This window comes from Pseudomonas sp. R5-89-07, assembly GCF_003851685.1.
In the GTDB taxonomy this organism is placed as follows: Bacteria; Pseudomonadota; Gammaproteobacteria; order Pseudomonadales; family Pseudomonadaceae; genus Aquipseudomonas.
In genome coordinates, this window is sequence record NZ_CP027727.1 from 1 (window position 1) to 14888 (window position 14888).

General features: G+C 58.7%; 11 protein-coding genes. 6 read left to right on the forward strand and 5 right to left on the reverse strand.

The features are described from left to right. From dnaA to gyrB, 4 genes are read left to right on the forward strand one after another with little or no spacing between them, the layout of a single operon-like run. Positions 1-1506 carry a chromosomal replication initiator protein DnaA gene (gene dnaA, locus C4J94_RS00005; protein WP_124384431.1) on the forward strand — a complete coding sequence of 502 codons (1506 nt, stop codon included), beginning with the start codon at positions 1-3 and terminating at the stop codon, positions 1504-1506. 38 nt (positions 1507-1544) lie between these two features. Further along, positions 1545-2648 (forward strand): DNA polymerase III subunit beta, encoded by a 1104-nt coding sequence (gene dnaN / locus C4J94_RS00010; RefSeq protein WP_124384432.1) that lies wholly within the window; start codon positions 1545-1547, stop codon positions 2646-2648. Between the two features lie 20 nt (positions 2649-2668). Then, the gene (gene recF / locus C4J94_RS00015; protein ID WP_101265038.1) at positions 2669-3772 is read left to right on the forward strand and encodes a DNA replication/repair protein RecF; all 1104 of its coding nucleotides are present in this window, start codon (positions 2669-2671) and stop codon (positions 3770-3772) included. Positions 3773-3776: 4 nt separating this feature from the next. Further along, a complete protein-coding gene (gene gyrB / locus C4J94_RS00020; RefSeq protein ID WP_124384433.1) occupies positions 3777-6194 on the forward strand; it encodes a DNA topoisomerase (ATP-hydrolyzing) subunit B in 2418 nt (805 codons plus the stop codon). A gap of 95 nt (positions 6195-6289) precedes the next feature. Here gyrB and C4J94_RS00025 read toward each other — a convergent pair whose 3' ends face one another. After that, the gene (locus tag C4J94_RS00025) at positions 6290-7012 is read right to left on the reverse strand and encodes a response regulator transcription factor (protein ID WP_124384434.1); all 723 of its coding nucleotides are present in this window, start codon (positions 7010-7012) and stop codon (positions 6290-6292) included. A 374-nt stretch (positions 7013-7386) separates the two neighbouring features. Here C4J94_RS00025 and C4J94_RS00030 point away from each other — a divergent pair, with 374 nt between their 5' ends. Then, complete coding sequence (locus tag C4J94_RS00030; protein WP_124384435.1) at positions 7387-9663, forward strand: CHASE2 domain-containing protein; 2277 nt, start codon at positions 7387-7389, stop codon at positions 9661-9663. A 181-nt stretch (positions 9664-9844) separates the two neighbouring features. Here the strand turns inward: C4J94_RS00030 and C4J94_RS00035 are convergent, their stop codons facing one another. The 4 genes from C4J94_RS00035 to glyQ all read right to left on the reverse strand — a co-directional run bounded on the left by C4J94_RS00035 (position 9845) and on the right by glyQ (position 14241). Then, positions 9845-10615 carry a 1-acyl-sn-glycerol-3-phosphate acyltransferase gene (locus C4J94_RS00035; protein WP_124384436.1) on the reverse strand — a complete coding sequence of 257 codons (771 nt, stop codon included), beginning with the start codon at positions 10613-10615 and terminating at the stop codon, positions 9845-9847. An 82-nt stretch (positions 10616-10697) separates the two neighbouring features. Further along, positions 10698-11237 (reverse strand): D-glycero-beta-D-manno-heptose 1,7-bisphosphate 7-phosphatase, encoded by a 540-nt coding sequence (gene gmhB / locus C4J94_RS00040; protein ID WP_177413466.1) that lies wholly within the window; start codon positions 11235-11237, stop codon positions 10698-10700. Further along, positions 11237-13291, reverse strand: a complete 2055-nt coding sequence (gene glyS / locus C4J94_RS00045) for a glycine--tRNA ligase subunit beta (protein WP_124384437.1) — start codon at positions 13289-13291, stop codon at positions 11237-11239. The genes gmhB and glyS overlap by 1 nt, the downstream gene beginning before the upstream one ends. After that, on the reverse strand, positions 13288-14241 hold the full coding sequence (gene glyQ / locus C4J94_RS00050) for a glycine--tRNA ligase subunit alpha (RefSeq protein ID WP_003187265.1): 954 nt from the start codon (positions 14239-14241) through the stop codon (positions 13288-13290). Before glyQ ends, glyS begins: the two co-directional genes overlap by 4 nt. An 81-nt stretch (positions 14242-14322) precedes the next feature. Between glyQ and C4J94_RS00055 the strand changes: the two genes are divergently transcribed. Then, positions 14323-14880, forward strand: coding sequence for a DNA-3-methyladenine glycosylase I (locus C4J94_RS00055; RefSeq protein ID WP_124384438.1), 558 nt, complete (start codon positions 14323-14325; stop codon positions 14878-14880). Positions 14881-14888: the final 8 nt, after the last annotated feature.

Below are 14888 nucleotides of genomic sequence, written 5' to 3' on the forward strand. Positions count from 1 at the left end.
GTGTCAGTGGAACTTTGGCAGCAGTGCGTGGAGCTTTTGCGCGATGAGCTGCCTGCCCAGCAATTCAACACCTGGATCCGTCCGCTACAGGTCGAAGCCGAAGGCGACGAGTTGCGTGTCTACGCGCCCAATCGTTTTGTTCTCGACTGGGTCAACGAGAAGTACCTGAGCCGCGTTCTCGAATTGCTCGACGAACATGGCAACGGCATCGCGCCCGTGCTCTCCTTATTAATAGGCAGCAAACGTAGCTCCGCGCCTCGCGCTGCTCCGAATGCGCCGCTGGCTGCCGCTGCATCGCAGTCCCAGCCTGCATCAGTTGCTGCCGCTCCCGCACCGACGCCCGCCAAATCCTCTGCGCATAAAAATGCAGCGCAGAACGAGGAACCGTCCCGAGACAGTTTCGACCCCATGGCCGGTGCCAGTTCTCAGCAGGCGCCCGTGCGCGCCGAACAGCGTACGGTGCAGGTCGAAGGCGCGCTCAAGCACACCAGCTACCTGAACCGCACCTTTACCTTCGAGAACTTCGTAGAGGGTAAGTCCAACCAGCTGGCCCGTGCGGCCGCCTGGCAAGTGGCCGACAACCCCAAGCACGGTTACAACCCGCTCTTCCTTTATGGCGGGGTTGGCTTGGGTAAAACTCACTTGATGCACGCTGTGGGTAACCACCTGTTAAAGAAGAACCCGAATGCCAAGGTGGTGTACCTGCACTCGGAGCGCTTCGTGGCCGACATGGTCAAGGCCCTGCAACTCAACGCGATCAACGAGTTCAAGCGTTTCTATCGCTCCGTTGACGCGTTGCTGATCGATGACATCCAATTTTTTGCGCGCAAGGAACGCTCCCAGGAAGAATTTTTCCACACGTTCAACGCCCTGCTCGAAGGCGGCCAGCAGGTCATCCTGACCAGTGACCGTTATCCAAAAGAGATCGAAGGCCTTGAAGAGCGCCTGAAGTCGCGATTCGGCTGGGGTTTGACCGTTGCCGTAGAGCCACCTGAGCTGGAAACCCGCGTCGCGATCCTGATGAAAAAGGCTGACCAGGCCAAGGTCGATCTGCCCCACGATGCCGCGTTCTTTATTGCCCAACGTATTCGTTCCAACGTGCGTGAGCTGGAAGGCGCGCTCAAGCGGGTCATCGCCCACTCGCATTTCATGGGGCGCGACATCACCATCGAGCTGATTCGAGAGTCCCTGAAAGACTTGCTGGCACTGCAGGACAAACTGGTGAGTGTGGATAACATCCAGCGCACCGTTGCCGAGTACTACAAGATCAAGATTTCCGACCTGCTGTCCAAGCGCCGTTCGCGTTCGGTAGCGCGTCCGCGCCAGGTGGCCATGGCCCTCTCCAAGGAGTTGACCAACCACAGCCTGCCGGAAATCGGCGATGTGTTCGGTGGTCGCGACCACACCACAGTTTTGCACGCGTGCCGCAAGATCAATGAACTTAAGGAATCCGACGCGGATATTCGCGAGGACTACAAGAACCTGCTGCGTACACTGACTACGTGATGACACCAGCGCAGCTTATTAAGGCAAGGGACTAGACCATGCATTTCACCATTCAACGCGAAGCCCTGTTGAAACCCCTGCAACTGGTCGCAGGCGTCGTCGAGCGCCGACAGACCTTGCCGGTGCTTTCCAACGTCCTACTGGTGGTCGAAGGCCAGCAGTTGTCCCTGACCGGTACCGACCTGGAAGTCGAACTGGTTGGCCGCGTGCAGCTCGAAGAGCCCGCCGAACCTGGCGAGATCACCGTGCCGGCGCGCAAGCTGATGGATATCTGCAAAAGCTTGCCGAACGACGCGCTGATCGACATCAAGGTTGATGACGCGAAACTGGTCGTCAAAGCCGGTCGCAGCCGCTTTACCCTGTCCACCTTGCCAGCCAACGATTTCCCAACCGTGGAAGAAGGCCCTGGTTCGCTGACCTGCAGCCTGGAGCAAAGCAAGCTGCGTCGCTTGATCGAGCGCACCAGCTTTGCCATGGCTCAGCAGGACGTACGCTACTACCTTAACGGCATGCTGCTGGAAGTGTCCGAAGGCATCATCCGTGCTGTCGCGACTGACGGCCACCGTTTGGCGATGTGTTCGATGCGCGCTGATATCGGCCAGCCGGACCGTCATCAGGTCATCGTGCCGCGCAAAGGCATCCTCGAACTGGCGCGCTTGCTCACCGAGCCGGATGGCAACGTCAGCATCGTTCTGGGCCAACACCACATCCGTGCGACGACCGGCGAATTCACCTTCACGTCCAAGCTGGTCGACGGCAAGTTCCCGGACTACGAGCGTGTGCTGCCTAAAGGCGGTGACAAGCTGGTACTCGGCGATCGTCAAGCCCTGCGTGAAGCGTTCAGCCGTACTGCCATTCTCTCCAACGAGAAGTACCGGGGTATTCGCCTGCAACTGGCCAATGGTCAGCTGAAGATCCAGGCCAACAACCCGGAACAGGAAGAAGCGGAAGAAGAAGTGGGCGTTGACTACAACGGCGGCTCGCTGGAAATCGGCTTCAACGTGAGCTACTTGCTGGACGTGCTGGGTGTGATGACCACCGAACAGGTTCGCCTGATTCTGTCGGACTCCAACAGCAGCGCGCTGGTACAAGAATCCGATAACGACGACTCGGCTTACGTTGTTATGCCGATGCGCCTGTAATCATGCTCAGCAGAAGCTAGATGTCCCTCAGTCGCGTCTCGGTCACCGCGGTGCGCAATCTGCACCCGGTGACCTTCTCCCCTTCCCCTCGTATCAACATTCTCCATGGCGCCAACGGCAGTGGCAAAACCAGCGTGCTGGAAGCCATCCATCTGCTGGGGCTGGCTCGTTCCTTCCGCAGTGCCCGCCTGTTACCGGTGATTCAATACGAACAACTGGCGTGCACGGTATTTGGCCAGGTTGAATTGGCCGAAGGTGGGCACAGCGCGCTGGGGATTTCACGTGATCGCGGCGGAGAGTTTCAGATTCGCATCGATGGGCAGAATGCGCGCAGCGCGGCGCAATTAGCCGAAATCCTGCCGTTGCAGTTGATCAACCCCGACAGCTTTCGCCTGTTGGAAGGCGCTCCCAAAATCCGTAGGCAATTCCTCGATTGGGGAGTGTTCCACGTGGAACCGCGTTTCATGGCCACTTGGCAGCGCCTGCAGAAGGCCCTGCGGCAGCGGAACTCGTGGCTGCGGCATGGTACACTTGACGCCGCTTCACAAGCGGCCTGGGACCGGGAACTGTGCCTGGCCAGCGACGAAATAGATGAATACCGCCGTGCCTATATCAAAGCCTTGAAACCAGTCTTTGAGCAGACCTTGAGCGAGTTGTTGGACCTCGAGGGGCTGACGCTGAGTTATTACCGCGGTTGGGACAAAGAACGCGAGCTGAGTGCAGTGCTTGCGACGTCCCTACAGCGTGATCAGCAAATTGGCCATACTCAGGCCGGACCCCAACGCGCTGATTTGCGCCTTAGATTAGGCGCTCATAATGCTGCGGATATCCTGTCCCGCGGCCAGCAGAAGTTGGTGGTGTGTGCATTGCGTATCGCGCAAGGGCATCTGGTTAGCCAGGCCCGACGTGGCCAATGTATTTATCTGGTGGATGACTTGCCCTCCGAACTGGACGAGCAGCACCGCCGCGCGTTATGCCGCTTATTGGAAGACTTACGCTGCCAAGTGTTTATCACCTGTGTAGACCACGAATTATTGAGGGAAGGCTGGCAGACGGAAACGCCAGTCGCTTTGTTCCACGTGGAACAAGGCCGTATCACCCAGACCCACGACCATCGGGAGTGAAGGCATGAGCGAAGAAAACACGTACGACTCGACCAGCATTAAAGTGCTGAAAGGTTTGGATGCCGTACGCAAACGTCCCGGTATGTACATCGGCGACACCGATGATGGTAGCGGTCTGCACCACATGGTGTTCGAGGTGGTCGATAACTCCATCGACGAAGCTCTGGCCGGTCACTGCGACGACATCAGCATCATCATCCATCCGGACGAATCCATTACCGTGCGCGATAACGGCCGCGGTATCCCGGTCGATGTGCATAAAGAAGAAGGCGTCTCGGCGGCAGAGGTCATCATGACTGTGCTCCACGCCGGCGGTAAGTTCGACGATAACTCCTATAAAGTTTCCGGCGGCTTGCACGGCGTGGGTGTCTCGGTAGTGAACGCTCTGTCTGAAGAGCTGGTTCTGACCGTACGCCGCAGTGGCAAAATCTGGGAACAGACGTACGTCCACGGTGTGCCACAGGAACCGATGAAAATCGTCGGTGAGAGTGAAACCACCGGCACCCAGATCCACTTCAAACCCTCGGCTGAAACCTTCAAGAATATTCACTTCAGCTGGGACATCCTGGCCAAGCGAATTCGTGAACTGTCGTTCCTTAACTCCGGCGTCGGCATCGTCTTGAAGGATGAGCGCAGCGCCAAGGAAGAGCTGTTCAAATACGAAGGCGGCCTGCGTGCGTTCGTTGAATACCTGAACACCAACAAGACTGCGGTCAATCAGGTGTTCCACTTCAATATTCAGCGTGAAGACGGCATCGGCGTGGAAATCGCCCTGCAGTGGAACGACAGCTTCAACGAGAACCTGTTGTGCTTCACCAACAACATTCCGCAGCGCGATGGCGGTACTCACCTGGTGGGTTTCCGTTCCGCGCTGACGCGTAACCTGAACACCTACATCGAAGCAGAAGGTCTGGCCAAGAAGCACAAGGTCGCCACCACCGGTGATGATGCCCGTGAAGGCCTGACTGCAATTATCTCGGTCAAGGTTCCGGACCCCAAGTTCAGCTCGCAGACCAAAGACAAGCTGGTGTCTTCCGAAGTGAAGACCGCGGTGGAACAGGAGATGGGTAAATACTTCTCCGACTTCCTGCTGGAAAACCCGAACGAAGCCAAGCTGGTTGTCGGCAAGATGATCGACGCTGCACGTGCCCGAGAAGCGGCGCGTAAAGCCCGTGAAATGACTCGCCGTAAAGGCGCGCTGGACATCGCCGGCCTGCCAGGCAAATTGGCTGACTGCCAAGAGAAGGACCCTGCCCTCTCCGAACTGTACCTAGTGGAAGGTGACTCTGCTGGCGGTTCCGCCAAGCAGGGTCGCAACCGCCGTACCCAGGCTATCCTGCCGTTGAAGGGCAAGATCCTCAACGTCGAGAAAGCGCGCTTCGACAAGATGATTTCCTCCCAGGAAGTCGGCACCTTGATCACGGCACTGGGCTGCGGTATTGGCCGTGACGAGTACAACATCGACAAGCTGCGCTATCACAACATCATCATCATGACCGATGCTGACGTCGACGGTTCGCACATTCGTACCCTGCTGCTGACGTTCTTCTTCCGTCAGTTGCCTGAACTGATCGAGCGCGGCTACATCTACATCGCCCAGCCGCCGCTGTACAAGGTGAAGAAAGGCAAGCAGGAGCAATACATCAAAGACGACGACGCCATGGAAGAGTACATGACGCAGTCGGCCCTGGAAGACGCCAGCCTGCACTTGAACGACGAAGCCCCAGGTATCTCTGGGGAGGCTCTGGAGCGCTTGGTTAACGACTTCCGCATGGTCATGAAGACGCTCAAGCGTTTGTCGCGCCTGTACCCTCAGGAGCTGACCGAGCACTTCATCTACCTGCCGGCCGTGAGCCTGGAGCAGCTGGGCGATCACGCCGCCATGCAGGATTGGCTGGCCCAGTACGAAGTGCGTCTGCGTACCGTCGAGAAGTCTGGCCTGGTGTACAAAGCCAGCCTGCGCGAAGACCGTGAACGCAACGTATGGCTGCCGGAGGTTGAACTGATCTCCCACGGCTTGTCGAACTACGTCACCTTCAACCGCGACTTCTTCGGTAGCAATGACTATAAGACGGTTGTCACCCTCGGCGCGCAATTGAGCACGCTGCTGGACGACGGCGCTTATATTCAGCGTGGCGAGCGCAAGAAGCAGGTCAAGGAGTTCAAGGAAGCCCTGGACTGGTTGATGGCTGAAAGCACCAAGCGTCATACCATCCAGCGATACAAAGGTCTGGGCGAAATGAACCCGGATCAGCTGTGGGAAACCACCATGGACCCGGCCCAGCGCCGTATGTTGCGCGTGACTATCGAAGACGCCATTGGCGCAGATCAGATCTTCAACACCCTGATGGGTGATGCGGTCGAGCCTCGTCGTGACTTCATCGAAAGCAATGCCTTGGCGGTGTCTAACCTGGATTTCTGATCAGGTAGTCGGCAAAAATAAAAGGCCAACGCTTAGCGTTGGCCTTTTTTATTGGGCATATTCTTAATGCTCCACGTGGAACATCATCGTGTTCTTCAGCCCTCAGCTGGCGTTGCCACACTCTCCAACCGATACCCATACCCGTAGATTGTCAGCAGTTGCCATCCTCGGTCGGCCGTCAGTCCCAGCTTGTTACGCAAGCGGTAGATATGCGTATCCAACGGTCGAGACGAGACCATTTCCTCGTGGGTCCAAAAGCGCTCGTACAGGTACTCGCGAGACAGGGGACGGGCCAGGTTGGCAAACAAGCAGCTGGCCAGGCGGTACTCCCGCTCGGTGAGGTTGATTGGCTTGCCGGCGCGCGTGACCGTCAACTCGGCATCATCGAACGTCAGGTCATTGAAGCTTTGAACTTCGTTACTGGCTGACTTATGCAGGCCGTGCCTGCGCAGGACAGCGGTTACGCGAGCCTTGAGTTCGTTGGGACGAAAGGGTTTGCTGACATAGTCATCCGCCCCGCTGTTGAGTGCTGTGACTATATCGCTCTCGGCATCGCGGCTGGTAAGCATGATCACTGCCGGCGGTGATTCCATGTGCTCACGAGTCCAGCGCAACAACGCAATTCCGGTGATATCCGGAACTTGCCAGTCGAGTATCAACAGGTCGAAGGTTTCACGGCGAAGTTGGCGCAGCAGGTCCTCACCGCGCTCGAAGCAATGCAGGGACCAGGGCTGTTCCGATGTGCTGGGAATCTGTCGCAGTGTCTGTTCCACCCGTCGCAACTCGGCGGGCTCGTCATCCAGTATTGCGACACGCATGAGTGGATCCTTCCTGCAAAAATACGGCAGCTTAATCAGAGGCGCCCGATGCAAGCATAAACGACAGCCTCTGAATCTGAATAATTATGGTCGGATACAGCGGTGCTCGATTCTCTCGGTACGCTGATGCCAAAGCTCCACGACGCATCAATAGTCCTCAGTCTCCTAGAGGAAAGATACCGGCTCCTGACTATGAGGAAAAGGATCGATGTACGCTATTGTGGCCGCTTGGTCCTCCAATAGGACCCAAATAAGCTTCACTGGTTGCAACGCCTCTGATGCGTTTCATCTTAGCCACCTGGAGGGAGACCGGGGCTTATGACACTTTTATCTGATGCTCATCGGTGCTTTGGCAGGCCTGTTACGGTGGCCCTGTGAAGCTATGGGGCAAGGCTGAAAAACGCCAACCCACCCGGGCGCAGCTGCTGTTTCACGGGCTGGTGCGGGAATGGCTGTTGATCGGCCTGGTGTTGTTGCCCTTCACGGCCTATTTATCCTTGAGCCCGGGCCTGGCTCTGAATAATCCGCTCTATGACAGCTTGCGCCAGTTGGCACCGTTACCTGTAGACCCTCGCATCGCGCTGGTGACCATCGATGCGCCAAGCCTGGAAGAAATTGGCCCATGGCCCTGGCCGCGCAGCGTGCATGCAGACTTGATCGAACGCCTCAGCGCCGCCAAGCCGGCGGGTATTTTATTTAATGTGTTGTTCAGCGACCTCGGCGAAGGCGCGGGTGATCGTCGCTTGGCCGATGCGGTGTGCGAGGCAGGGAATGTAGTGCTGCCCGTTGTGGCCGATAGCACGGCACGGTCCAGGCGGAGTGGGGAGCCATTGTCGCCCTTGCTCAAGTGCGCCAGAGGCATCGGCCACATCAACGTTGAATCGGATAATGACGGCGTTGTGCGCAGCGTGTATCTGCGTGAAGGCCCACCGGGAAACACACTCCCGCAGCTGGCCTGGCTGGCATTCACGTTGAACGGCCAGGCATCCGGCATGCCTGGCGTGCCTCAAGAGCCCCGCGGCCAGCAGTGGCATCAGGAGCATGAAATCCGCGTCCCTTTCACTTCTGTGGATGAGCGCTTTCCGAGTGTTTCCTACGCCAGCGTACTACGCGGCGAGGTGTCTCCAGAATGGCTGCGAGGTCGTCTGATTCTGGTTGGCGCTACGGCCTACGGGATGGGGGAGAGTTTCGTCACTCCGCTCTCCTCTACCGGCTCGACAGCGGGAGTGGAGATCCAGGCCAATGTGCTTAATGGCTTACTGCAGGGGCGCAGTATTGTCGATCTGCCAGGTTGGCTGGCAGCGCTGATGGCGACGTCCCTGGTGGCAGTGCTGCTGGGCCTGCTGCTCTATCGACCGCGTTACGCGCTGTGGATGACGCTGGGCGGCATGGCTGCATCGTTGCTGGCTTCGTGGGCGTTACTGAGCCTTGGGCACTGGTGGTCGCCTGCGGCCTGTCTGATCGGGTTGTTGCTCAGCTATCTGATCTGGAACTGGCGGCGCCTGAGTGTGATCCTCGCCTACTTCGGCTGGGAACTGGCTCGCCTGGATAACGAACCCAAAGTCTTGCCCGAGCGGCGCCGTGCCCCCGCGAGCAATGGCGATGTGCTCCAGGGGCGCATCTTTGCCCTCGAGCAAGCGGTCAGCCGTACGCGGGATACGCGGCGCTTTATGGCCGATGGCTTGGAATGCCTGCCGGTAGCAACGCTGATCACCGATCCTCAGGGCAGCATCCTGTTGGCCAATCGCGTTGCACGTGACGTATTCGGTAATGACCTGGTCAGTGAAAACCTTATCGAACAACTCGCCGACCTGGGTTATCCGCCGCTGAATAATGGCGTTCGCTCTGCCCTCTCGGAGTTGGAATTAGTCGAGTTCCGTGACATACACCAGCGCAGTCTGCGGATGGAGCTGGCGCCCTTGCTGCCGGCGGAAGGTGATTTCGCTCTCGGTTGGCTGCTGAGCCTCACGGATTTAAGCAAGGAACGCGAAGCCCAGCAGCATCGCGAGACCATGCTGCGGTTCCTGTCTCATGACTTGCGTGCGCCGCACTCGGCAATCCTCGCACTGTTGGATGTGCACGGCAGCGAATCGCCGGTCTTTGTTCAGATCGAGCAACAGGTCCGCCGCGCTTTGAGCCTCACCGAATCCTTCGTGCAATTAGCCAAAGCCGAGGCTGATGGTTATCAATTCCAACCTACTTTGTTCGCCATGCTGGTTATGGATGCTTTCGACCAAGTAGCGCTCATCGCCCAACTCAAGGGCATCCGTCTGGTTCACGATCTCGATGAGGCAGACGAAGGTATGGTCTACGCCGATCAATCGTTGCTTACCCGTGCGCTGTTCAACGTGTTGGAAAACGCGATCAAATATTCGCCGTCCCACACTACCGTCACGTTAAGCCACGGCAGTGCTCAGGGTTGGTTGGAGTGCCGCATCGGCGACCAGGGACCGGGGATTGCACCAGATGATCTGCCAGAGCTGTTCAACCAGTATCGGCGCTTCGATTCGGCCCAAGGCAGTGAGGGTTTAGGGTTGGGCCTGACGATGGTGAAGGCCGTCGTAGAACGCCACGGTGGGCGTGTTATGTGTGAAAGCCTGCTGGGCGTGGGCTCGACGTTTATCCTGCAGCTGCCACAGTTGGAGGATTGATAAGCGAGCTTTTTAACTGTGCATAAAAAACCGGTCACAAGGACCGGTTTTTTAATGACGAAAAAACTTATGCACGCTTTTCTGAATTTTATGAGCTTCAGAAATATGTAGGTAAATCAGCTATTTATGAGCGGAAAATGCGAATTCGCCAACAAACCGTACACAGGTTATCCACAGAAGCTCAAACCTCTGGCGTCTCGACTACCACAGGCTCCGGCGGCAATGAGCCCATGGCCCGTTGCTGCGCTTCATTCCATGCAGCGGCGCGGTCGTTCAATGCGGCGATGGCGCGTGGGCCTTCGCCCTCTGCATACATCGGCTCGCCGATCACCACGGTAATGGTGCCTGCGCGTTTGGCCCAGCCGGTCTTGGGCCAGAACTTGCCGGCGTTATGGGCAATCGGCAACACCGGCAGGTTGGCGTTCACCGCCAATGCAGTACCACCGCGTGAGAACTTGCCCACGGTGCCGAAAGGTACGCGGGTGCCTTCCGGGAAGATCAGCACCCAAACACCATCCTTGAGCAGCTCGTCGCCCTTCTTCGCCACATGCTTGAGCGCCGCCTTGGGGTTGTCACGGTCGATCGCGATCGGACGCAGCATTGCCATCGCCCAGCCAAAGAACGGCACGTACAGCAGCTCACGCTTGAGCACCTGGCTCAGGGGCGAGAAGTACGCCGAAAGAAAGAACGTCTCCCAGGTGCTTTGGTGGTTCGACAGAATCACACAGGGCTGTTCCGGGACGTTTTCGGCGCCCTTGATCTCGAAACGGATGTTCAGGAATACCTTCGACAGCCACAACGCGCACCGGCACCAATACACATTGATGAAGCGATAGCGCGCCTTGAACGGCAGGAAAGGTGCAATAAAAAAGCTCAGGGTGCACCAGAGAAACGAACTGGTGCCCAGCAGCAGGTAAAAGAAAAAGGTTCTGATGGCCTGCAAGATCGACATGGCGGCATTTACCGTTGCGGGACACGGCCCGCCTGTTAAAAGCGCACTCCCGAACAATCCTTGGTCAGGAAGTCGAGGGCGGCTAGTTGTGGATAAGTTCTGCGGCAACGGCCGCCAGATCGTCAAAAATCAAAGTGCCTACCGGCAGGTTTTTCGCCTGGGTCTTTTCGCCTTTCCCGGTCTTTACCAAAACTGGCTGAGAGTCGACGGCCTTGGCCGCCTCCAGGTCACCGAGACTGTCCCCGACGAACCATATCCCAGCCAAGGGCACCTTGTAATGTTCTGCAATAGTTTTCAACATGCCGGGCTTGGGTTTGCGGCAATCGCAGCCCTCATCCGGCCCGTGGGGGCAGTAAACCACCAGCCCCACCTCGCCGCCCTGCTCCGCCACTAGCGTGCGCAAGCGCGCGTGCATGGCGTCCAGGGTGGCGATGTCGTAATAACCGCGGGCGATGCCGGACTGGTTAGTGGCAATCGCCACGGTCCAGCCGGCTTTGCTCAACTGCGCGATGGCCTCGATCGAACCGGGCAATGGAATCCATTCCGCCACCGACTTGATGTAAGCGTCGGAGTCGTAATTGATCACTCCGTCCCGATCGAGAATCAGCAGTTTCAACATGATCAGCCCAGTACGGAAATGTCAGCGATATTGATGAACAGCCCACGCAGACGCGCCAGCATGGCGTAGCGGTTTTTCCGCACGCCGGCATCCTCGGCGTTGATCATTACCGCTTCGAAGAACGCATCCACCGGCTCACGCAACGACGCCAGGCGCGCCAACGCTTGCGCGTAGTCACGCTCGGCGATCAGCGGCTTCACGGCGTTTTCGGCCTTGGCGATGGCCGAGTTCAACGAGAACTCCTTGGCGTCGGCAAACAGGCCTGGGTCGACTTCGACAGTGCCGAGGTTGTCGGCCTTGCTCAGCAGGTTCGACACACGCTTGTTCACGGCGGCCAATGCATCGGCCTCCGGCAGCTTGCGGAAGGCCTGTACGGCTTGCACGCGTTGGTCGAAGTCCAGCGCCGAACCCGGTTGCAGCGCACGAACCGACAGGTAGACGGAAACGTCCACGCCTTCGTCTTCGTAACGTGCACGCAGGCGGTCGAACACGAACTCCAGCACTTGCTCGGCCAGGCCGGCTTGCTTGACCTTACTACCGAACTGGCCGACCGCGAACACCACGGCCTGGGTCAGGTCGAGGTCCAGCTTCTTGTCGATCAGGATGCGCAGCACGCCCAGGGCCGCACGACGCAGGGCATACGGGTCTTTGCTGCCGGTGGGCAGCATGCCGATACCGAAGATACCCACCAGCGTGTCCAGCTTGTCGGCGATGGCGACGGCCGCACCGGTCAGGGTGCTCGGCAGTTCGGCACCGGCGCCACGCGGCATGTACTGCTCGTTCAGCGCCAGGGCCACATCGTCCGGTTCGCCGTCGTTGAGGGCGTAGTAGTAACCGGCCACGCCTTGCATCTCAGGGAACTCGCCGACCATCTCGGTGGCCAGGTCACACTTGGACAGCAGGCCTGCGCGGGCGGCCCAGGCAGCGTCGCCGCCGATGCGTGGCGCAATGTAGGCCGCCAGCTTGGAAACGCGCACGGCCTTGTCGTAGACGCTGCCGAGTTTTTCCTGGAACACCACGTTTTGCAGGCGCAGGTTGAAGTCTTCGAGCTTCTGCTTCTTGTCTTGCTTGAAGAAGAACTCGGCGTCAGTCAGGCGCGGGCGCACGACCTTCTCGTTACCCGCGATGATCTGCTGCGGGTCCTTGCTTTCGATGTTGGCCACGGTGATAAAGCGCGGCAGCAGCTTGCCGTCCACGTCCAGCAGGCAGAAGTACTTCTGGTTGTCCTGCATGGTGGTGATCAGCGCTTCTTGCGGCACATCCAGGAAGCGTTCTTCGAACGAGCACACCAGCGGCACAGGCCATTCAACCAGCGCGGTCACTTCGTCGAGCAGGCTTGGCGGCACGATGGCGGTGCCTTCCTGCAGACGGGCCAGTTCTTCGGTGCGCTTGCTGATCAGCTCGCGACGCTCATTGGCATCGGCCAGCACATAAGCGGCGCGCAGGTCGGCGGCATAGTTCGCCGGCGAAGTGATGCGTACGGCTTCTGGATGGTGGAAGCGGTGACCACGGGAATCACGGCCGGCCTTCTGGGCAAGAATGGTGCAATCGATGACCTGGTCACCGAGCAGCATCACCAGCCATTGGGTTGGGCGTACGAACTCTTCCTTGCGCGCACCCCAGCGCATGCGCTTGGGGATCGGCAGGTCGTTCAGGGAATCTTCGACGATGGTCGGCAGCAGGCTGGCCGTTGGCTTGCCGGTGATGACCTGGCTGAAACGCAGTTTCGGGCCGCTCTGGTCAATTTCGCTCAGCTCGACGCCGCACTTCTTGGCGAAGCCCAGTGCCGCCTGGGTCGGGTTGCCTTCGGCGTCGAACGCGGCCTGGCGTGGCGGGCCGTCGAGGTTGATGTTGCGGTCCGGCTGCTGGGTTTCCAGCGCGGTGAGCAATACCGCCAGGCGGCGCGGCGCGGCGTAGACCTTCTTCGCAGCGAACTTCAGGCCCGCGCTCTGCAGGCCTTTTTCGATACCGGCCAGGAAGGCATCGGCCAGGGTGTTCAGTGCCTTGGGTGGCAGCTCTTCGGTGCCCAGTTCAACCAGGAAATCTTGAGCACTCATTGTGCAGCCTCCAGCTTAGCCAACACTTCATCACGCAAATCCGGGGTTGCCATCGGGAAGCCCAGCTTGGCGCGAGCCAGCAGGTAGGCTTGGGCGACGGAACGCGCCAGGGTGCGTACACGCAGGATGTATTGCTGGCGTGCGGTAACCGAGATGGCACGGCGCGCATCCAGCAGGTTGAAGGTATGGGAAGCCTTCAACACCATTTCATAGCTCGGCAACGGCAGCGGCTGGTCGAGTTCGATCAGGCGCTTGGCTTCGCTTTCATAGAAGTCGAACAGTTCGAACAGCTTGTCGACGTTGGCGTGTTCGAAGTTGTAGGTGGACTGCTCCACTTCGTTCTGGTGGAACACATCGCCGTAGGTGACCTTGCCGAACGGGCCGTCAGCCCATACCAGGTCGTAGACCGAGTCCACGCCCTGCAGGTACATGGCCAGGCGCTCGAGGCCGTAGGTGATTTCGCCGGTCACCGGGTAGCACTCGATGCCGCCCGCTTGCTGGAAGTAAGTGAACTGCGTCACTTCCATGCCATTGAGCCAGACTTCCCAGCCCAGGCCCCAGGCGCCAAGGGTCGGCGATTCCCAGTTGTCTTCGACGAAACGGATGTCGTGGACCAGCGGGTCCAGGCCGACATGTTTCAGCGAGCCCAGGTAGAGTTCCTGGAAGTTGTCCGGGTTGGGCTTCAATACCACCTGGAACTGGTAATAGTGCTGCAGACGGTTCGGGTTTTCGCCGTAGCGGCCGTCAGTCGGGCGGCGACTGGGCTGCACATAAGCGGCGTTCCAGGTTTCCGGGCCGATGGCCCGCAGGAAGGTAGCGGTGTGGAAAGTGCCGGCGCCTACTTCCATATCGTAGGGCTGAAGTACCACACAACCTTGCTCGGCCCAGTATTGCTGGAGGGCGAGGATCAAGTCTTGGAAGGTACGCACGGCTGGCGTAGGCTGGCTCACGAAATTCACCTGTTACTTGGGCTGCGATTTAAAGAGCGGGAGTATACCCGATTCGGCCCCGCCACCACTCCCTGGAGCCTTATGCCACGCTGCTTTTGGTGTTCTGAAGATCCGCTGTACATGGCTTATCACGATCAGGAGTGGGGAACGCCGCTGCGCGATGCGCAGGGTTTGTTCGAGTTGCTTTTGCTCGAAGGGTTCCAGGCGGGCTTGTCCTGGATCACCGTTTTACGCAAACGCGAGCATTATCGAAAGGTTCTGTTCGGCTTTGATGCGCAGCGCCTGGCGAAGCTGACCGACGCTGAAATCGAGGCGTTGATGCAGGACCCAGGCATTGTGCGTAACCGCTTGAAGCTCAACGCCACACGGCGCAATGCCTCAGCCTGGCTGGCGCTGGAGGACCCTGTGGGTCTGCTCTGGTCGTTTGTCGGCGGCGTGCCCAAGGTCAATCACTTCAAGGATCGCAGCGAAGTCCCGGCGATCACCCCAGAGGCCCAGGCCATGAGCAAAGCCTTGAAAAAGGCCGGCTTCACCTTTGTCGGGCCGACCATCTGCTACGCGTTCATGCAGGCTTCGGGCATGGTCATGGACCACACTCAGAACTGCGACCGTTACGCGGACCTGGTCAACGCCGGTTAGAATGCGCG